At 61.7% G+C, this 20,898-nt stretch carries 14 protein-coding genes; 5 read left to right on the top strand and 9 right to left on the bottom strand.

Translation table 11 applies throughout. The annotated features are described in order from the left end of the window. Positions 1-196 precede the first annotated feature (196 nt). From Q363_RS31985 to Q363_RS31965, 5 genes are all read right to left on the bottom strand, one after another. Positions 197-1,417 (bottom strand): beta-ketoacyl-[acyl-carrier-protein] synthase family protein, encoded by a 1,221-nt coding sequence (locus tag Q363_RS31985; protein ID WP_035358863.1) that lies wholly within the window; start codon positions 1,415-1,417, stop codon positions 197-199. A 21-nt stretch (positions 1,418-1,438) separates the two neighbouring features. Further along, positions 1,439-1,720 (bottom strand): acyl carrier protein, encoded by a 282-nt coding sequence (locus tag Q363_RS31980; protein WP_035358862.1) that lies wholly within the window; start codon positions 1,718-1,720, stop codon positions 1,439-1,441. 132 nt (positions 1,721-1,852) lie between these two features. Continuing rightward, positions 1,853-2,983, bottom strand: coding sequence for an NAD(P)/FAD-dependent oxidoreductase (locus tag Q363_RS31975; protein ID WP_051979632.1), 1,131 nt, complete (start codon positions 2,981-2,983; stop codon positions 1,853-1,855). Positions 2,984-3,025: 42 nt separating this feature from the next. After that, a complete protein-coding gene (locus tag Q363_RS31970) occupies positions 3,026-4,087 on the bottom strand; it encodes a type III polyketide synthase (protein ID WP_035358861.1) in 1,062 nt (353 codons plus the stop codon). Between the two features lie 141 nt (positions 4,088-4,228). Further along, a complete protein-coding gene (locus tag Q363_RS31965) occupies positions 4,229-5,104 on the bottom strand; it encodes a hypothetical protein (RefSeq protein ID WP_051979631.1) in 876 nt (291 codons plus the stop codon). 688 nt (positions 5,105-5,792) lie between these two features. Between Q363_RS31965 and Q363_RS31960 the strand changes: the two genes are divergently transcribed. The 3 genes from Q363_RS31960 (at position 5,793) to Q363_RS31955 (ending at position 12,705) form a co-directional block, all read left to right on the top strand. Then, complete coding sequence (locus Q363_RS31960) at positions 5,793-6,473, top strand: PEP-CTERM sorting domain-containing protein (RefSeq protein ID WP_035358860.1); 681 nt, start codon at positions 5,793-5,795, stop codon at positions 6,471-6,473. A gap of 719 nt (positions 6,474-7,192) precedes the next feature. Further along, positions 7,193-7,348 (top strand): hypothetical protein, encoded by a 156-nt coding sequence (locus Q363_RS41735; RefSeq protein ID WP_157468105.1) that lies wholly within the window; start codon positions 7,193-7,195, stop codon positions 7,346-7,348. Continuing rightward, positions 7,348-12,705, top strand: coding sequence for a hypothetical protein (locus Q363_RS31955; RefSeq protein WP_169747228.1), 5,358 nt, complete (start codon positions 7,348-7,350; stop codon positions 12,703-12,705). The genes Q363_RS41735 and Q363_RS31955 overlap by 1 nt, the downstream gene beginning before the upstream one ends. Here the strand turns inward: Q363_RS31955 and Q363_RS31950 are convergent. From Q363_RS31950 to Q363_RS31935, 4 genes are all read right to left on the bottom strand, one after another. Then, a complete protein-coding gene (locus Q363_RS31950; RefSeq protein WP_035358858.1) occupies positions 12,691-14,235 on the bottom strand; it encodes an oligosaccharide flippase family protein in 1,545 nt (514 codons plus the stop codon). The two genes, Q363_RS31955 and Q363_RS31950, sit on opposite strands and share 15 nt — an antisense overlap. Positions 14,236-14,312: 77 nt before the next feature. After that, a complete protein-coding gene (locus Q363_RS31945; RefSeq protein ID WP_035358857.1) occupies positions 14,313-16,613 on the bottom strand; it encodes a tetratricopeptide repeat protein in 2,301 nt (766 codons plus the stop codon). An 85-nt stretch (positions 16,614-16,698) separates the two neighbouring features. Then, positions 16,699-17,379 carry an exosortase C-terminal domain/associated protein EpsI gene (locus tag Q363_RS37185; RefSeq protein ID WP_051979630.1) on the bottom strand — a complete coding sequence of 227 codons (681 nt, stop codon included), beginning with the start codon at positions 17,377-17,379 and terminating at the stop codon, positions 16,699-16,701. After that, a complete protein-coding gene (locus Q363_RS31935) occupies positions 17,376-18,326 on the bottom strand; it encodes an exosortase/archaeosortase family protein (protein ID WP_245632611.1) in 951 nt (316 codons plus the stop codon). Before Q363_RS31935 ends, Q363_RS37185 begins: the two co-directional genes overlap by 4 nt. Positions 18,327-18,889: 563 nt before the next feature. On the opposite strand from Q363_RS31935, the gene Q363_RS31930 reads away from it, so the two are divergent. Together Q363_RS31930 and Q363_RS31925 are read left to right on the top strand one after the other, a co-directional pair. Continuing rightward, positions 18,890-19,546, top strand: coding sequence for a polysaccharide biosynthesis/export family protein (locus Q363_RS31930; protein WP_035358856.1), 657 nt, complete (start codon positions 18,890-18,892; stop codon positions 19,544-19,546). A gap of 8 nt (positions 19,547-19,554) precedes the next feature. After that, positions 19,555-20,895 carry a hypothetical protein gene (locus Q363_RS31925; RefSeq protein WP_035358853.1) on the top strand — a complete coding sequence of 447 codons (1,341 nt, stop codon included), beginning with the start codon at positions 19,555-19,557 and terminating at the stop codon, positions 20,893-20,895. The last annotated feature ends 3 nt before the right edge of the window (positions 20,896-20,898 follow it).

The raw sequence follows: 20,898 nt of genomic DNA, 5'->3' as shown, positions 1-20,898 counted from the left end.
CCCGGTGGAACGATTTGTCTAGCTGCGTGAAGGATTTGTTCGTCCGACAGCTTCGTGGCGTCAACTGCAAGTAAAAATACGAACGGCTTGGTAATCCCTTCGAATAGGGCAGGCAATGCCTCGATGCTGGAAGCGTTGCCGACTCGAAAGACACGGCTGTCTCGCTTTACGTGTACTGTCTGTAGTCCTCGGACTTTCAGATCCATGTCTTGAGTGCGATGACGGCGTTGAGGCCGCCGAAGGCTAGGGAGTTGGAGAGAGCTACGGTGGGGCCGGTGGGGCGGGGTTCGTTGAGGATGACGTCGACGTTGAGTGCGGGGTCGGGTGTGGTGACGCCTGCGTTATGCGGGAGGCGTCCTTCGTGTAGCGCGAGCACGGTGGCGAGGCCTTCGAGGGCTCCGCTGGCTCCGATGGCGTGGCCGTGCAGAGCTTTGGTGGAGCTGATGGGGATGTGTGGGGTGTGTTCGCCGAAGACCTGGTGGATGGCGGAAGACTCGGTGGCGTCGTTGGCCTGGGTTCCGGTACCGTGCGCGTTGATGTAGCCGACGTCGTCAGGTGCGGCGTTGGCATCGGCGAGTGCCTTGCGCATGGCGGTGGCGGCTCCAGAGGCCTGGGGCTGGGTGATGTGGTTGGCGTCGGCGGACATGCCGAAGCCGATGAGTTCGGCGAAGATGGTGGCATTGCGGGCCTGCGCGGACTCGAGGGTCTCGATGACGAACATGGCGGCGCCTTCGCCGAGGGTCATGCCGTCGCGGTCGGCGGAGAAGGGGCGGCAACGCGTGGGGGAGACGACGCGCATGGAGTCCCAGGCGCGGTAGAAGCCGAAGCTGAGCGGGGCCTCGTGGCCTCCGGTGAGGGCGGCGGTGACCATCCCGGAGCGCACCATGTGGAAGGCGAGGCCGATGGCGTGGGTGGCGGAGGCGCAGGCGGTGGAGATGTCGAAGGTGGGGCCGGTGATCTTGAGGTCGATGGAGATCTGGCTGGCTCCAGCGGACGACATGGTGCGGATAATGGTGAGGGGATGGGCGCGGGCGTCGCGGGTATAGAGGCCTTTGACTTCGTGCTCCTCGGAGGAGCGGCCTCCGCAGGCGCAGCCCATGACGATGGCGATGTCACCGGGGGCGTGGTGCTGCGTGAGCGAGGCCTGCTGGGCGGCCTGGCGGGCGACGACGATGGCGAACTGGGTGTTGCGATTGGTAGCGGCGATGATGCCGGAGTCGAGATGCTGGGTGGCGTCGAAGTCGGGAACAGTCGCGGATTGGGTAAAGCGGACGCCTGGATTGCCGTCAGGGGCGTCCTCTACACCGGTGATGGGAGAGATGCCGGTTTTTCCGGCAAAGAGCGACTCGCGAAAGGCGGAGACGGTGGAGCCGATGGGAGTGATGCAGCCGAGGCCTGTGATGACGACACGATTCACTTCGAGAGGGGGCTCCTTTGTTTACGAGGCGGCGGCCGCGGCCGGGGGTGCGGAACCAGTGGCTGCCTTGGCAGCGATGAGCTGCTCGACGCCGCGGACGACATCGCCGACGGTCTTGAGGGAGCCGAGGGCGTCGTCGGGGATCTCGATGTGGAAGGCCTCTTCGACCTCGAAGGAGATGTTGATCTTGTCGAGCGAGTCGATGTTGAGCTCTTCGAAGCTTGTGTCGAGGGTGATGTTGTCGGCGGGGATGTTCTTGGCCTTGGCGATGATGTCGATCGACCGCTTTGCGATGTCGTCCATGGTGGCTCCCCCCTTTCTGTACTGGTTTGCTCAAAGTTACAGGGATGCCTGAGTCAGTGTAAAGGCAGCTCAGGGGGGCGAGGTCGTGTGGCGATTGGTTTTTTCTGAAGAGTGCATGCGGCGATACGAGGTTCAGAACGAGAGGAGACAGAGGAGGGAGGCGAGGAGTCCGCCGGAGCCGAGGAGGCGGAGCGGCTCTTCTCCGGAGTGGAGGCTGAGCAGGTCGGGGAAGAGCGAAGGGCGACGGCTGAAGGCACGGAGGACGCGGGCGCAGAGTGCGGGGTACCGGTCCATGAGAAGAAGGAGATGGGACATGAGGCGAGGCCGGCGCGAGATACGGGCGTGTGCCTGTTGATAGGACGAGAGATCGTCGACGGAGATGGACTGAACGAGAGCGAGGGCCTGCTGAAAGCAGAGGGCGAGGCCGTCGCCGGTGATGGCGTCGACGGAGCCGGAGGCGTCGCCGACGAGGGCGATGTTGCCGCGGGTGACCTGGCGGAGCGAACGGGTGAGGGTGATGGCCCCGCGGGTGACTCCGATCGGGGTGGCGCGGCACAGGCGGGCTTCAAGGGCGGGGAATAAAGAGAGATGGTCGCGTGTGGAAGGCCGGGAGCGGTAGACGAACGCGACGCAGAGCTCGGAGGCAGAGATGGGAGTGACGTAGGCCTGGCCGTGGGGGCTCCAGTAGACCTCGACGAGGTCGGTGTGAGGCACTACGGCGTAGTGCTGGCGGATTCCGATACGCGATCTTCCGTAGGGGATCTGTTCGAGACCGATGAGAGAGCGAATGCGGGAGTGAAGACCGTCAGCCCCGGCGAGGTAGCGGGGCCGGAAGAGGCCTGCTGTGGTGTGAGCGACGATGAATCCATCGTCAGTGTTCTCGACCGCGTGCACGGTGGTCTGCCAGTGGAAGCGGACTCCGAGGCTGTGCGCGCGATTGAGCAGGAGCTGATGCAGGCGGGTGCGCCGGATGCCGATGCCGGGAGCAGAGCGAAAGAGCCCCTGTGCGGAGGCGCAAGGGGCGGTGGCGTCGAGGAAACGGACTCCGCGAAAGGGGGTGTGCTCTGTGGTGTCGGGATGGACGCCGAGGCGGGCGAGGGCCTCGACGGCAGAGGGCATGAGGCCCTCGCCGCAGGCCTTGTCGATGGATGGTCGGTGGGAGTCGGTGACGACGACCGAGAGGCCCTGGCACGCCGCTGCTATGGCAGTCGCGAGACCGGCGGGGCCGCCACCGGCAATGAGGAGATCAGGGGAGTTCGGCAAGCGTGACCTTTTGTCGTCCTAACTGCTTAGGATTGGACGCAGTCACCACTGAAGCAGCACTAACTCCGAGCAAAAAGCTGGACCCATGGCGGCGAGGATGCTGTAGCTTCCGGGCTTGCCGGGGTGGACTTTGAGGTAGTCCTCCATGACGGCGAGGACGGAGGCAGCGGAGAGGTTGCCGACCTCGCGGAGGCTCTTCCACGAGGGGGCTAGAGCGTCGGGAGGAAGGCCGAGGGAGCTCTGCATGGCCTCGAGGACCTTGGGGCCTCCGGAGTGGAAGATGTAGCTGGAGATGTCGTCGCGGGTGAGGTTGTTGTCGGCGAGGAAGTCTTCGACGTTCTGACGGAGGTTGTCTTCGACGACTTTGGGGACCTCGGGGGAGAGGACGATCCTGAAGCCGGACTCGACGATGTCCCAGCCCATGACGCGCTCGGTGTTGCGGTAGAAGGTGGAGCGGGTGTCGAGGACGCGGGGGCCGCGCTGCTGGCGACCGAGCGGGGTGTTGGCTCCAGCGACGAGGACGGCGGCGGCACCGTCACCGAAGAGTCCGCAGGAGATGAGGTTGGCGATGGACTGATCGTCGTCCTGCCAGGTGAGGGAGCAGAGCTCGACGGAGAGCAGGAGGGCGTACTGGTCTGGGAAGGCGCGGACGTAGTCGGAGGCGCGGGAGATTCCGGCGGCTCCGGCGACGCAGCCGAGACCGAAGATGGGGGTTCGCTTGATGTTGACGGGGAAGGGGAGCCGGTTGATCAGGCGCGCGTCGACGGTGGGGCTGGAGATGCCGGTAACGGAGGCGAAGAAGATGGCCGAGATGTCCTCGGGGGAGACGCCGGCGTGATCAAGGGCGCGGCAGATGGCCTGCTGGCCGAGATCGACGGCGGCCTTGATCCAGGCGTCGTTGGTCTTACGGAAGGTGTCGAGAGCGGGATACTGCTCGAGGGGGAAGACGATGTTGCGGAACTCGACGCCGCAGTTGGCGAAGAGCCGGGGGAGGAGGCGAGGCTCCTCCATCTTGTGTTCCCAACGGCCGCGAAGGGCTTCGGCGATGACACTCTGGTGATAACGATGAGGGGGGTACGCCGTGCCGACAGACGAGATACGCATGCTTTATGTGAGCCCTTTTGCTGTGAGCGAGGTAAGGAGGCCTCGGGGTGATGGTTAATTTTTGATGACGCATTCAGCGTACATGCTTTGACCCCCGTTGTGGTCGAAAAGTTTGAAGTGAGGGGGAAGTCTGGGGGAATCTCAGTGGATGAGCGCGAGTTCGCGGTCATAGAGCGCGTTCATGGGGAACTCCTTTTTGAGCTCGATGAGGATGGCGCGGGCCTCCTGCGGGCGGTTTTCGCGAAGAGCGGCGACGGCGAGCATCATTCGGGCGAAGGGAGCGAGGTAGTAGCCCTGGGTGGCAGTGAGTTTCAGAAGCCGAAGGCCCTCCTCGCGGCTGGTTCCGGCCCCGGTGAAGTTGAGGAGCCAGCGGAGGGGAGCCCACTTGAGACTGAGCATGTAGTTCTCGACGCCGGAGGCGAGGTAAGCGTCGTACATGTGGGGGTCCGCCGCGAGAGCCTGTTTCGACCAGGCGCTGGCCTCCTTGCTGTAGCTGAGGGCGTTGAGGTCCTTCTTGTCGATCATCAGGGCGTAGTCGGAGCGCATTCCGCTGACCAGCGTCTTGACGTAGAGGGCTCGGGCGTCCTTGGCGTTTTTCTTGAGAGCGGCGTCGGCGAGGTTGGAGGCCTGGTTGAGCCGGTCCTCAAAGGCTTTGCGGACGTTGGGGTCGGGGCTGAGGGCGTGCCGGCTGTCGAACTTGCTCTGGTTGGCGAAGAGCTGGACGTCGATGATGTGGAGCCGCTCGAACTCGCTGAAGAGCCAGGCGGCGGCGTCGGAGACGGGGCCCATGGGGTCCTCGGGGTGGGCCTTCATCCAGTCCTGGAACTTGATATGGGCGTCGAGGAAGCGGAGGTTGTACATGTCGCGATAGCCGTCGTCGAGAGGATTGCCGGTGAGAAGGGCGGTGGCGAAGGTTCCCCGCGTCCCGGCAGCCAGTACCAGGAGAAGCGAACAGGCCAGCCTGATACGGTGCAGGGAAAGAAGCTCGGGAATCGGGCGTGATGACAACGGATGCATGGTGCTTCCAATCTTAGCTGTGTTTTGGCGCTCAGCGAGGATGAGAGGATTTTCCCGCCACTTCTGGTTTGACGGCCAAGGAGGCAGATGTACCTACTTTACTGCGTGCTTTTGAAAGGTGAAGTGAACTCCCACAGAGTTTTTCATGCATTGCTTTTCATATTCGGCCAAATGCTCCTGCACTAATTAATTGATATCAATGGGGTTGAGGTTGGAAATTTTGAGGTGGGCGCCTTCGCGCTCTTGACTCCGGGGTTCCATACACTGATGTTCGATGTGAAAGAGTCTGGAGCCCAGCTCCCTTTTGCTGTTGGGAACCGGGTTTGATGGACACGGCAGACGCATTGCTGCGGAGATCGCGATTGGCTCGGGACTGAAACAAGGGCAGAAACGTGGCCCATCCAGAGCGTCGGGAGCGCTTACGAGTGGGGCTTTTTGTGTGGGGGTAAGTTCCTTTCCGGTGGGCAAAAGTTTGCACACACAACCTTGCAGTTTCCAGCTAAGTGATTGAAAGGTGGTCATTTTCCTATTGGCCTACGATCTGCATATAGGACAGGCAAGAACACTTAGCGATCAATGTGGTCACGTTTGTCTCGTCGGCAATGTCCCCCGGGGAGCGCAGGGTGTGAAGCGTTTGTGCGTCAGCAGATTCAACCGCTCTGGCGGTATTGCGATAGGAGGATTTTTTATGAAGTTTTTCTCGAAGCTTTCTGCCGTTGGGGCGGTCCTGGTTCTGGGGACCGCGCTCGCTGCGGCGGATACGGTCACTTTCGGAAGCTATGGCACCTTGCTCGGCCAGGACGGAGTCGCGGTGGCTCCGGTTGCTGGTCAGAACACGGCTGTGCTGTCTGGTGGTAACGCCACCTACAATATCGGCTCCGATGGCGGCAGTGTCTGGAGTCCCGCTGGTCCTAACTCCAGCTGGGTTTCCTTCAACGGCCAGACGGGTCCGACGAGCAACTTTGTCGCCCCGAACGGGACCTACACCTACACCACGACTTTCACGGTCACGGGTGGATCGTATTACGGAAGCATCAGTGCTATGGCTGACGACACGACCGATGTTCTGCTGGACGGCAATCTGCTGATTCCGGCCGGCACGATCGGGACGGATACTCACTGCGCGGATGGAGCTCCGAATTGCATCCAGCCGGCAACCTACAACTTCGTCGCGTACGCACTGTCGGGTGGAGTCCACACGCTGACCTTCAACCTTCAGCAGACCGGACTCGTGTATGAGGGATTGGACTTCTACGGCTCGATCTCGACCAACTCGCCTGTTCCTGAGCCTGGAACGCTGTTCCTGCTGGGAACCGGACTTGTAGGCTCGGCTGGCACGCTGATGCGCCGGATGCGCGCCAGCAAATAGCGATTGTTGAATCCGAGTGGCTGCAGTCATGTGTCGGGAGCCTTGACTGCATCCACTCGATTCGATCCACATCGCGGGGTGAGGAGATTTGTCTCCTCACTCTTTTTTTTGTGCCAGTTAGCTTGTGCAAATGCCCGTAGTAGCTGGCCGGATTGCTCTTTCACAGGAAACAATGCAATAATCGCCTCACTCGTATCTGCGAGCCGAGGTTGAGTTAGCAGCATAGTAGTGAGACCGGTCGGGGTTTCCGGCTATCGTGGCCTTCACTCCCATGCCTCCGGCGAGTTGGTGCGATCTCCTTTCGATCTTCGATCGCTTTGGGGCTCACGAGCTGCGTTTTCGCGGCCTGGCGTAACTCTGTTCTCTCTTTTCTCTGCCTGCCACTTTTGAGGAACTCGTTGGACCTTTGGGTAATTTCCCCGCGATATGTGGGTCTCTAGACTCGCATTCATTCAGGGCACCCGGTTCGGCGGAGAAGGGCGAAAGACCCACGATCTCCTCTCCCTCGCAGTAGCGCATTGAAGGATTGGCAGTACCAAAGCCTTGTTCGACTCCGGTTGGTAAAGACGATCTCTTTGAGACGCTGAAGAGGTCAGCAACCGCCCCAGGCACGGTTCGGGTTTTGAGTCACGCAAGCGCTTCTCCTTCGGGGAAATGTCTGCAGCCGAACGATGGCCCCAGAGACAGGCAAGAGCCCGCGCTCGCCGAAGGAGATTGTTGTGAACATTTTAGCAGTCAAGCTGTTCGTCTGCCCGGAGGACGATCCCGGCGCAACACCCCAGACCACCCACGAAACAGGTAAGGGATCACGGCAACTGAGCCGTGTGTGCGATCCTTCCGCGGACGGACATCTCGGCGCGGGGTGGGACTGCTAATGAAGAGACTCCTGTTGCTGTCCTCACTTGTTTTTTCTTCTCTCGCCGGGGCCGCACTTGCGCAGACGGCGTCGATCATTGTTCCCCAGCAGAGCGCGTTCCGCTATCCCTGGTCGGCTCTCGCCGGATCGGATCGCATGGCATATGTCACGCCGATCGCCGAGACCGATGCTATTACGGCGTGGAGCGGCAATGGGAGCGTGATGACCTTGACTGCGAACAACCATCTCGTGGCTGGCGATGTCATTAACATCCGCAACATGACCTCGGCGGGGCAGTACTTCTCGCAGAGCGTTTGGAAGGTGGCCTCCGCGACCCCGACGAGCTTTACGATCGCCGATGGGACTACGGGATCGAGCACGGAGACGACGGGCTATCTGCAGAAGATTGAGGGGCCGAACTGGACCGGCGACGGCAAGTGGGAGATCGTTACGACGACCGGGTCGGAGACCTTCCGGCTGTACACGCAGGATGGCTCGGCCGACACCGGCATGGTGCCGAATCCGGTTCTGAATCACGCGCCCAGCCACATCAACTTCGTGGTGGGTCCGACGCCCGGTGTGACTTCGACCACCGGATCGATCACGGCCGGCAACTTTGCCATTCATTCGACGATCGAGTTCGAGGTGAAGTTTACTCTGGATGCCGATCCCACCAAGACGGCCAGTTTTCACTATGTCGTTGCGGCGAATGGCGGAGGCAGCCCCTACCAGGGAGTGGCGCACGTCTCGCCGGGATACCGGCAGGTCTTCAAGAACCGCTATATTCCTCTGGCCGGCCAGGTCTTCGGCAACACGAACCAGATGATGGACTGGACGATTACGTCGGCGCCGAGCGGCGGGGATGCGACGCTGCAGTACGCGACGTTTCCGCAGCCGGTCTTTTTCGCGGGGACGGTGAGCGGGCAGTACGAGATCACGGGGTGCCCGCACGTGGACCATACGGCGGGAGCGTGCGATAAGCTGGCGATCTGGGTCTCGCCCAACGATCCTCCCTCTCAGAACGTTGACAAGGTAGAGCAGGTTCCGTGCGACGTAGACACGACGGCGAATCCGACGGTGATGGACATCGGGCCGAGCCAGACTTATCCGAATCTTCTGAGCATTCCGCAGAGCTATGCGGCGCCGCTGCTGGTTCGCCTGCATAACGAGGGCACTGCAGGGCATCCGACGGAGTATCACAACCAGACTCAGGTGAACCTGCCGGCATCCGGAACGTGGGACCATCAGCATCCGGCGTTTGTGTTGTGCGGTGTTCCGAATCCGACGACCGGCGAGCTTCCTATCATCGACGGCGACAAGGCGAATGCGAACTCGTGGAGTAGCCAGTGGCTAGTGGCTCCCTACGGCCTGCTCGTGGTGAACGGCATTTCGGCTGGTCCGACGTTCAACGACGGCCAGGTGAAGCCGTTCCATCACGTCACGATCGCGGGCGTCCACATTCGCAATGTGACTACGGGGTACAGCTACACGGACCATGCGGGCAACACTGGGCAGTGGGGCGGGTCGATGGGAATACGGCCTTACGGCATCCAGTACTGGTCGGTGATCGGGACCTTCGCGGAGAATGTGGCGACGCCGTACTTCGACGACTGCAACTCGCAGCAGAGCGGATGGGCGGCCTGCACGCTGGACACGCTCTACGAGGGCAATCACGCGGTAGGTTATGGTGTCGCGCATCAGTCGACGGAGCACATGTTCTATCTGCAGGCGTTTCGCGACACAGTTCTGCTGAACTTGCAGGATGGCGTTGTGCCGAATGGCGAGGGCACGTCGGCGTACTCGGACCGCGGCACGCGCAGCTTTCACATGTACAACCGGCTGGTTCCGCAGCCTGGCTTCAACACGGCCTCAGGTCCGGGCGGCCACTCGGAGATTCAGGATGCGTATAACTACGTCCTGCCGGACGAGTACTGGGGCTATCAGGGTGCGTCGAACTGCGGTACCGCATATTCGACTGCACCGGGGTGCTCGGGCGCATATGGCGGCGAAGACTGGTTTGCTGCGGTGACTGAGGAGCACTCGAACTCCGAGTTCACCATCGGTAACGCCTATGAGTCGGATTCAGGAGGCACGAAGTTTCTCGGCATTGCGACGACGCACAACACGACGGGCATCGACAACTCTTCGCAGGGCTTCTACGGCTTCAACACGTTCTACGTCACGCCGAATGCTCTGAATAACGGGCAGTACTTCTTCGAGGACACGCGGTTGGGTGCACGCAGCAACCCTGACGAGCAGTATCTTCCGTCGGTGTGGCCGCGCGGATTCGTGCAGAACAACATCATTCCGTGGAAGAACGACACCAACTGCGCGTACACTTGTTCGCCGTTCGGGCTCTACGGCCACGTTCTGCTCGACTTCCAGACCAACATGGTGACGCCGGGCCAAGTGACGGTTGCTCCGAACATCATTCCCACGGGGTGGGGGGGCGGGAGCATCTTCCAGAACGGTGTGAACACGGGCTACAACTACATCGATGGCTGGAGTCTGAACCCAATCAATCGCAATCTGGGAGGCTTTACCTCGACGAACTTTATTCCGTATTCGGCCTTTCCGATCGATCCGGCATCGCTTGCTCCGTCTCCCAGCTCTTCGGCCGTGGGCGCGGCATCGGCTCCGACCGGTCAGCTCGCTTATTATCCTCCGCGCTTCAATGCGGTGGATGCAGCGATGAGTCCATTCAAGCCGAGGACCGACCTGACTACGGTTGGAGCGTACGATCCGGCCAATGCCGCGACACTGGTGTCGATCAGCGTTACGCCTGGCGGGCCGGTGGCTGTGACTTTCCCGGCGACTGCGCAGATGACGGCGTCGTGCACGTACTCGGACGCGAGCGTGACGGACTGCGGGAAGTCGGTGACGTGGTCGAATGGAGGATCGTCGTTCTTCACGATCAGCTCGGGCGCGACCGGCGGTCTTATTACGAGCCTGAATTTGGCGGGTAGTGGAACGGTGACCTGCAGCCTGGGTGCGGTGAACTGCAACAGCATCACGGTGAATGTAACGGCGGCGGCTGCGCCACCCACTACTACGCCTCCGACCACTACACCTCCGACCACGACGCCATCATCGCCTGTTGGGATCTCGGTTGTGCAGCCGCCGTTCGGATTCAATCTGATTCCGAATTCGACGCGGAGGATCTTCGCGACGGTGACGAATGGAAGCACGAACCAGGTGACGTGGACGCTGAAGTCGGGCTCGGCGAAGCTGTCAGCGAACACGGGCTCGTGGATCGACGTCACGGCGCCGGCTACGGGCAGCTCGTGCTCGTACACCGCGGTTGCCGGCGGGAACTACGCTGTGACCTCGGCGACGCAGTTCACGATTGAGGCGACTGCGGTGGACGATTCGACCAAGACCAGCGATGTCACGTTCAACGTGTGTGACCCGAAGGTGCAGGTTTCGATTGTGCCGTTCTACCGTGCGCTGTACGCCAGCCAGGCCGCCGATCTGCAGAGCCTTGTGCTGGGAGCGGTGGACCAGAGCGTGCACTGGACGATTACGCAGCAGCCGACCGGCGGCGATGGACAGCTTGCCGATACGACTGCGCGGGACACAGTGTTTACGGCGACCGCTCCGGGCCGCTACTACCTTACGGCCACCAGCACCGCCGATCCGAACAAGAGCGCGACTGCGATTGTGTATGTCAGCGGCAACAAGATGCCTTACCGCGTGACGCCTAATCAGACGGAGCCGGTGGACTGCACGGTGGATCCGCAGATGATCGGGCATGTGTATGACGTGGGCCCTTCGCAGACCTACAAGACGCTGGCTTCGGTGCCGTTCCCTTCGATGACGCCTGGCTCGACCGTGCGCGTGCATAACGAAGACGCGACGGGGCTGCATCCGACGGAGTACCACGAGTATGTGCAGATCTCGCAGCAGGCGACGGCCGATCAGCCGTTCCGTGTGTGCGGTGTACCCGACGCTGCTGGCAACCTTCCGATTATTGATGGAGCCGGCGCGACGGGACGCTCGGACACAAACAGCGGCGCCGTGGGTATAGGCCTGGTGACGCTGCATTCTCCGAGCGCCACGAGCTTCTGGCCAGACTTTCCGGGTGCGGCCTACGTTGTGCTCGAAGGCCTGCACTTCCGCAACGCGAAGAAGGGGCAGAACTACACGGCTCCGGATGGAACGCCGGGGCAGTGGGGCGATTCGGCGGCTTGCGTGGCAATCAACCAGGGGCAGAACAACGCCTTTGTCGGTAACGAGTACGAGAACTGCGGCAATGGCGTGCTCTCGGCGAACAACTCCGGCGTGAGCTGGAGCGGCACGGACCTGAACACATTGTGGGAGGGCAGCCACTTCCACAACAACGGTTCTCCGGGATCGTCGGACTCGCACCAGCTCAACCTGCAGGCCTGGGGTGAGGTGATTCAGTTCAATCGCATCGAGCAGTATGCCTCTGGAGCCACGGGTTCGAACCTGAAGTCGCGCGGCGTCCAGGGCATCATTCGCTACAACTACCTGGGTGACGGCGCGGCGCGCCAGATGGACCTGGTGGATGTGCAGGGCGCCAGTGCGCTAATGTCTTTCGAGAGCTTCCTGAGCGGCGGCTCGAAATCGCTGCACGCGCTGAATGCTTCTGACACCTATCCGGCAGACATGATGGCCGCGGAGCAGGAGGCGTGGAACTGGCACTTTGTCTACGGCAACATCTACGACAACGGGTCGTCCAACGCTCCGATCCACTTCAGCGAGGATCATGACGGAGGCGAGCCTTCGCGTAAGGGATCACTGTTCTGGTACAACAACACGCTTCGCGAGAGGCTGTGCGCGAGCTGCTCGGGTCAGAAATGGACGCTGTTCGATACGTCGATGGGAGGCGGCAACTTCGCATCGCACGTCGAGTGGCAGACGGTCCAGGCGTTCAACAACGTCATCTGGATGGACGATCCGACGAAGCCGTACTTCCAGTGGAACAACTTCAATACGTTCATCGGTGTTGCGGGCAAGAACCTGTTGTCGGCGAACTGGGGGAGCAACGACACGAACGGTGGATCGGGGACGGGATGGAACAACGACCCGAATCCGCTGGGCTATCAGGGCGCGTCGAACCTGGCCTCGCACCTGACGGGCTTTACCAGCGCGAACCTGATGACTACGTCGTCGATGCCATTCGATGCCAATACGTGGATCCTGAACAGCAATACAGCGGGAAACATGGCGCTGCCTTCGCCGGTGTGCCAGATGCCGACGCGGTTCGCCTACCTTCCGAGCCTTGGATACGCGGTGCCGCGCATCTCGAATCCGAATGTGGGAGCAACAGACACGGCGGCGCAGACGGCGACGCAGAACAACCTGGTGATGGCGACCGGGCGGATGAACACCCGCTACTCAAACTGCCGTTGAGTCGGGTGCCATCCTGCGCGTGAAGCGGTCGAGCAGATAGTTGACCGGAGCTGCAAGGGCCGGAGGACAGGCGTTCGAGATCACCTTGAATCGATCGCAGTCCTCCGGCTCGAGCATTTTGAGGAGATAGGCGAGCGCGAGGAAGACGACGATGGCGGTAATGGCGCCTCCGATAAGACCTCCGAGCGGAGGCAGCCGGAAGGCGACGCCGTACGCAGCGAGCGATGCGGCGGCGCTGATGGCGATGACCTTGAGGATGAAGCTCCAGGGAAGCTGAATGCGGTACTGGCGGATGGCGATGGCCCACATGAGGCCGACGGCGGTGATCTGCGCGGCTCCGCTGCCGATGCAGGCTCCGAGCGCGCCGTGGGCGGGGATCAGGTACCAGGCTACGCCGATGTCGACGAAGGACGCGATGACCGTAGTGATGAGGAAGAACTTCTGGCGGTCGACGCTCTCAAACAGGCTTTGGATAGGGCCGAGGAAGGCCTTGGGGAGGCAGAGCAGCGGCGCGACGGATGCGACCAGCAGCGCGCCGATGTACTGCTTGCCGTAGAGCACGAGCAGTGCAGGTGCGGCGAGCGGCACAGCGATGGCGTGAATGGGAATGGAGATGAGGGCGATGTAACGCGCCGAGGCCGCGGTCATGGCCGGTAGCTTTGTGCGGTCGCGGCCGTATTGCGCGAGGATGCTGGCTCCGGTCGCCGCGGCGAAGATGGTGGGGAAGAGCAGCAGGCGCTCGGCGAGGTTGAAGGCGACCGAGTAGAACGAGAGCTGGCGGATGTCCGGCGTGAGGTGCTTCAGCAGGAAGAGCTCGGAGCGGTCCCAGACCACGAGGGTGAGGAGCATCCCCATAACGCTCTGCGCGGCGAAGCTCATCATTCGGGCGCGGAGGTGGGGCAGGGGCTGGGCGGAGCCGGGGTCCCACGCGAGGATGCGGCGCGTCGTTGGAATGATGCGGACCAGGAAGTCGAGGACGCGCATGCTGAACATCGCGAAGGCGATGCCGATGACTCCCCAGTGAAGCACGACGGCCAGCATGGTAAGGATGAAGTAGGTGGCCGTCGAGACGAGCGAGGCGGGCAGGTTCGCGGAGAGGTTCTCGGCGGCGACGTTGGCCTGCGCGGGGACGGAGTTGGTCATCGTTGGCCAGACGCTGAGGACGAGCAGCAGGGCGGCGACGCGGTAGTCGGGGGGCGCGTCGCGCATGACCCAGACGACGGCGAAGAGGGTCGCGACGGCGGCGACGGAGGCCTGGATGAAGAGGGTGCGGATGTAGATGAAACGGCTGGTGGCGTAGTCAGAGGCTCCGAGGAACTCGGCCATGTACTTGCGCGTGGTGGCGGGGATGCCAACCGAACCCAGATTGGCGACGATGCCGGTGATCCAGGTGACGTAGATGATGTACCCCATCTTCGCCGGACCGAGGGTCCGGGCGATCGCGATGGAGGTGATCAGCGACGTGACGAAGCCAATCAGGTTTTCAAGGCCGTACCAGGCCGTGTTGCGAGCGATGGTTTTACTGTTCACACGATTCCTGGGGAAATTGGTTCGGCCGGGCCCGCGGTGATCGGTTCGGGCCCGGCTTTGAAAGGTAGAGACAGCGATCAGCCGAGCTGGCTCAGCGCCTTCTCGGCGTCTTTCGCCGTCTGACTGTTAGGCGCGAGCGTCACAGCCTTCTTCAGGTGCGTGGTGGCATCGGCGGTGTTGGACAGCTTGCTGTAAGTCAGGCCCAGGTGATAGTGCAGCGCGGCGTTGTCGGGAGCAGCCTTGACTGCGTCCTCCAGAAGGTCGCGCGCGGAGGAGAAGTTGCCTTTGTGGTAATAGGCCCAGGCGAGCGTATCGGCTGTGCTGGGCGAGTTGGGCATCGCACGGCGGGCGATCTGCGCGTAAGACAGGGCGACGTCGATGTTCTGGCCTGTCTCCACCATCAGGTATGCGAGGTTGTTTGCTGCAATGGGCTGGTCGGGTTGGATCTGGAGGGCCTTCTTGTAGGTGGCCATCGCCTGGTCGCGGTTGCCCTGGGCCTCCTGCAGGGAGCCGAGGACGGTGAATCCCTGTGCGTCGTTGGGGTGATCGTTGGTCCATTGCTGCCACTTGGCCACGGCCTTGTTGGCATCACCACTGGTGAGCAGCGCGCGGGTGTAGGCCACAACGGCGATCGGATCGCCGGGGTTCAGCTGCATCGCCTTCTCCGCCGAGGCGATTGCGCCGTTGGTGTCGCCTGTGGCGCCCTGAAGCTGCGAGAGCAGGTTGTACATGTCGCCGTTCTGTGGAGCCTTAGCGATCTGTCCCTGCACGCGTGCGATGGCCTTGGCGGGCTGCTTTTCTACCATATAGGTGGTGGCGAGCAGGCGCAGGGCGCGCGAGGAGTTGGGGTTGTGGACGAGGGTCTGCTCCAGCAGAGCTCTCGCCTCGGGGACGTTCTTCTGCACCAGCCTGAGCTGGGCCAGCTCAAAGTAGCCGTTGGCGTTGTTGGGGTCTGCCTTGATGGCTTCCTTGAAGTCGGCCTCAGCGCGGTCATAGTGCTTCTGGCTGCCCTCGGCCATGCCGCGCCACAGGTAGCCGTTCGCGGACTGCGGGGAGGCGGCGATCGTCGACTCCCCGATCTGGGCGAGCGTGGTGAAGTCCTGGCGGTCGAGCGAGATCTGCGCCAGACCCTCCTGCGCCTCAGCGCTCTTGGAGTTCAGGCGGGTTGCATCGCGGAAAGCCTGCTGGGCTGCGGGAATGTCACCCTTAGCCCGTGCCGCGCGGCCCAGCCACAGCTTTACCTGGAAGTTGTCCGGATTGGCCTTGGAGGCCTTCTGCAGCAGGTCGAAGGCGTCGTTGGCCTTGCCGTCGTTGAGCATCAGCATGCCGTTGAGCACGGCGACCTCAGGCATGCCACTGTCGTCCTTTGCAAGCTCCTGCCCGATCTCGCGAGCCTTGGGCAGATTCTTCTTGAGCATAAGGATTTGCGCGTAAGAGAGCTTGAGGGGAGCGCTCTTCGGGTGCTTGGCGACAAGGTCAGCGTAGGTTGACTCACCCTTATCCAACTGGCCGCTGCGAATGTAGTAGGTGGCCAGCATCGAGGCCGCGCTGGTGTCGTCTGGCATATCTTCGGCCGTCTTGCGCAGGGTCTCCTCAGCCATGGTGGCGTTGTTCTGGCGCAGGTAGAGGTCGGCGAGGCTGGAGCGCGCAACGATATTCTTGGGATCGGCAGCGACGGCGGCGTTCATCTGCTCCAGCGCACCACTGAGATCACCCTTCTTCTGGAGCATTGAGGCCAGCACGATGTGGGAGGCAACGTTCTTGCTGTCCAGCGTAACAGCCTTGCGCATCTGGTCTTCAGCCTGGCCAGCGGTGACAGGATTGGTGCTCTGGAGCAGGCCGAGCGCGGTGTGGAAGCTTGCGCGGTTGGGGTCGATCGAGAGCGCCTTCTGGACCTGCGTGGTGGCCTCGGGAAGGTCGCCTTTGCGGGCGGCGATGCCGGAGAGAAGCGCATAGGCGTCGGCGTTGTTGCTGTTCAGCGCCAGGACGGCATTTGCCTGCTCGGTCGCCTTGTCGGGAGCATTGCCGGCCAGTTGCAGGTTGCCGAGGTCGATGCGGGCCTGCTGGTTAGTAGGCGCGAGGTCGACGGTTCGGAGCAACTCCGCATAACCGGGCAGCATGCTGCCCTGCTTGAGATAGACCTTGGCCAGCTCATAGTGCGCGTCGGCGAAGTTGCGGTCCACCTTCAGGGCGTTGGAGAACTGGATGGTCGCCTCCTTGAGCTTGCCGTCGTTGGCGTAGCGCTTGCCGCTCTCCAGGTACTTGTGCTTCTGTTTGTTCGGATCGCGAGAGCAGCCTGTGGTGGAGCCCAGGGCGAGCGAGGCCGCCAGAAGGACGGCGAAGAGGCGAAGTGATGCGGTAGCCCGTGACATTCTCATCGTACGTTTCCTCAAAATCTACCTTCCAGGTAAAGCTGTCGAAGCTGTCGTTCACACCGGCTTCGCTCCGGCTGGCGGTACGGTCTCAGTTGGGGATGAACTGAGACAGGTATGGTGTCATGTGCGTGGTGAAGCGGACGGCGCGGTCCCGCGCATCGGCGACCTGTTCCGTCGTTGCGATGGGAGTGATGACGCGGACCAGAGCCCCGTCGGTGCGGTTATATCGGATGGCGTCAGCCAGCATGTAGGCCTTGGCCTTGTACTCGTTGGCGATGCTGCGGCCGTGCGCCTGATACCAGTAGATGACGAACTGCCGCGACTCGCCGTTGTTGATGACGTATTCGCCTACGTTGAAGCGCTTGCCATTGATGTCGTCGAGGCTGGCGTACTGCGAGGATTCGAACGTCCATCCTGCGCCGGGAAGGCAGTGCTGGGGCGAGTGAATGGACTGGCCGGTGCGCTGCGTGGCAAAGTAGCCGATGAACAGGCCGATTGGGTAGCTGGCTCCGGGGCTGGCGCCGGGCTTCGCCGCCACGGCTCGCGCGTCCGGAACGATATAGAGGCGGTTGAGAAAGTCACCCTTGCCGAGGACTGCGAGCACATCGTCCTGCATCGGAATGTTTTGCGCGATCTTGCCGTCGATGATGTCCGGCATCATGCTGAGCGGCTCGCTGGTCGGCACGTGGTCGGCGTCTCCGCGATGCAGCAGCAGCGTCAGAGTCGCAACCATCAGCAGAACGACGGTCCAGAAGCGGGGGGATCTCATAGCGCCTTCTCCTTTGCGGGAGCAACGAGCTGCATGAGGCGATGGATCAGATAGAGGCAGAGGAGGGAGATGACGAACATCACCCATCCCGAGAACTCGTGGAAGAAGCCGAGCGCCTTGACTGGATCCCAGTATTGGACGCAGAGACCGGTGCCGACGATACGGGCGACGTTGGCCGCGACGGCGATCGGGATGCTGGCCAGCGCCAGAATCACGCGGCGCGTGGTGGTGCGCTCAAGAAAGTAGCCGTAGAAGACAGCCAATGTAAAGAGGCTCATCAGGGAGCGGATTCCGCTGCAGGCTTCGGCGACCTCGAGCTTCATCACCGGCAGCTGGATCACGTTGCCCTCCTGCAGGACCGGGACTCCCAGCAGCGGCAGGATCATGCTGGCCAGTTGCGAAGCCAGCAGCTGCAGCGGGAAGGTGATCTGGTTGAAGATGATCGCCGGAAACGGAATCGCCAGCAGAAGGACCAGGATCGGGAAGATCACCTGGCGCAGGATCTGGCCGCCGAAGAAGGTCCAGACCAGACCGGCCAGAAGGAACACAAACGATATCCGCGAAGTGAACAGGTCGACGCCGTAGACCCCGAAGATCAGGGTGATCAGGCCGAAGACGACCAGCCCAAGCCCGGCCCATGTGGGGCGCGCCGGCGTGGCCGCGATCTGCTTTCTCTTGTCCCAGAGCAGAAAGAGCGAGAACAGAGGGACGAGAAAGCCGTGCGAGTAGTCGGCGATGTTGTACCAGTCAATAACCAGCTTGATGGCGATCCGGTAGTACAGCGCGATCAACAGCGCCCCGATGATCAGGAAGGGAATCGAAGCTACGCGGGATATTGAAGGCCGGTCCAACGAAGAAAGCGGCTGTTCCTGTCCAGAGAGGAACTCCGGAGAGGCGGGTTCGCTTTGCATGCTGCGGGCCACCGTCTGTATGGCGTTATACTTCACGCATCACCTGTAAGCAATTTACCTGCCGAGCTATAACCACGCTTCGTGGGCCGAAATTTCAGCCTGTGGTCAGCGCCAATAGAGAAGATAATCAACCATGTTGTAGTGAAAAGGGAAAAACATTTCCCACTTCGGCTGCCGTTCTGCATACCATAAAGATGATTCAGGGCCTGAATTGCCGGCGGATCTCGATGGAATGGTGCTGGAAGCGCCGAGGGCCAGTCTACATCTCGATTGGCTGCTGCGGTTGCGAAAAAAGAGCTTCTTTTGAGGAGGTTTGGCATTCATCGTGCATTCACCCGGTTAGGATGGTTTTTCCGGGCTACGCGTGTTTCCCGGACCGGGGAGAGACCCGGATTTTGCATCCATATTAGGTGGGGGATAGGGAGGATTGGGATCACCCTTCTTCCGCCCAAGGGGAATAACGTAAAAACCGCGTGGAATCAACGATGTTGAGAGAAACGAAGGGAGCAAAGCTGAGCCGGATGAGTGAAAATGGAAAGATCCATGCCGCTTGCCGCGGGCAGGAGGGTAACGCTTGCCGCGGGCAGGAGGGTAATTCGATGAAGTGGTTCCAGGCAGGACTTGTGTTGGTGGCGATGTCGATTCCCGGCCTTGCTCAGGATTCGCAGAAGAAGCCGGGTTCCTCGACACCTTCGCCGGCCGGATCCGCGCCCAGCTCCCAAGCTAGCTCGCCATCTCCTACTGGGACGCAGGCCGCGTCTGTGTCCGCCGGCGTGGACAACGCGCGCTACATCATCGGCTCCGACGATACGCTGCAGATTACAGTATGGAAGGAGCCTTCGCTTTCCGGGGCCATTCCAGTGCGGCCGGACGGGATGATCTCGCTGGTGCTGGTCGGCGATCTTCCTGCCGCTGGCCGGACCCCGATGCAGCTCGCCGATGACATTACCGTAAGGCTCAGGAAGTATATTCAGGATCCGAACGTCTCGGTGTTGGTGATGGGCGTTAACAGCCAGAAGATCTTTTTGGTGGGCGAGGTGGGGCATGTGGGTCCGGTGATGATGACGCCGGGGATGACTCCGCTGCAGGCGATCGCAGCCGCCGGCGGCCTGTCGCCGTATGCGAATTCGAAGAAGATCTACATTTTGCGGGGAGATGCGGCAAAGCAGCAGAGGATTCCGTTCAACTATAAACAGGCCCTGAAGGGGGAGAATCAGATCGAGCTCAGGCCGGGAGACACGATCGTCGTTCCATGAGGTTATCGATGAAGACGTGGATTCCCATCTCGATGATGCTGGTCGTTCTAGGGTTTGCCCGGTCCTTTGGACAGGCGGCGCCGACGGCGACTGAGGTCGTAACTCCGACGCCGGGCGTGTCAGGGCCGAAGCTGTCCTGGGTCGACGGTACGGTTCACTATGCCCTGAGCGCCTCCGAGATCGTACAGTACGGCTTCTTCGGTTCGGGAGACCTCACCAGCACGACGGCGCTTTCAGGCAACGTGGGCTGGGCTTCGATGAGCCAGAGTCATCCGTCGACGCTGCTGTTTGCGGGCGGAGTCCTGTTTGGCCAGGGTGGTCAGGGAGTCTCCACCTACCAGAACATCGCCGTCTCCCAGGGGCTCATCAAGGGCAGATGGATTTTCAATGTCTCCGACTCGTTCAGCTTTCTTCCGCAGTCGCCGACGACGGGTCTGTCCGGTGTTCCCGGAGTGGGCGACGTGGGGACAGTACCGATCCAGGGACCCTCGGCGGGTCCGGCGGGCGGCATACTGACCTACTCGGGCAACCGCATTGCGAATGTGGTGAGCGGGGACATCGAGCGCAGGATCACCGGCAGGACATCGGTCAGCGGCGGTGCTTCCTGGTCGCTTCTCCACTTTATGGATAAGAACTCGGGATTGGATACGTCTGCGGTGACGGGCGAGGTAGCCCTCAACCGTCGCATCAACCCCCTCAGTTCGGCCAGCGTCAGCGCGGTCTACTCGACATACGACACCAGCGGCATCTACGCTACCCTGCCGCCGGGCTTTCCGAACAACAGCGTGACCTACTATACCAAGGGCATCAACCTGTCCTACTCGCGGCAGTGGACCCGTTTGCTCTCGACCGATGTATCGGCAGGTCCGCAATGGATTCAGACTTCGGCGGCGCAGCTGATTCCGGACAGGCTGAACTTCTATGTGAACGCGGGGCTAGGCTACAGCCGTAAGCTCATTAACTACAGCATGCGCTATACCCACGGCGTCAATGGTGGCTCGGGTGTGCAGCCCGGAGGAATCGCTGACAATTTTTCGGCGTCGGCAGGGCGTGTTTTCAGCCGGCAGTGGGCCGGCTCGGCAACGTTCTCGTACTCGCACACCACGGGGCTGCTAGTGCTGTTTCCCAATGCTGGATCGGGGATCAACGGGGCGACGAATACCGAGTACGGTACGCTGCAGGTGACACGCGGCTTTACCCGGACCATCTCGGGCTACGCAAGCTACACCGCACAGAACCAGTCCGTGAACCAAGTGCTTTCTACGCAGAACGCCTTCAGCGGAATGTCGCACACCTTCGGAATTGGAATCACCTGGGCGCCGCAGTCCAAGCGTCTGGGGGAGTTTTAAGGA

Origin of the sequence: Edaphobacter aggregans DSM 19364, assembly GCF_000745965.1 — a bacterium.
Classification (GTDB): domain Bacteria; phylum Acidobacteriota; class Terriglobia; order Terriglobales; family Acidobacteriaceae; genus Edaphobacter; species Edaphobacter aggregans.
The sequence above is the reverse complement of the archived record's forward strand: the minus strand, read 5'-3'. Positions and strand labels throughout refer to the sequence as shown.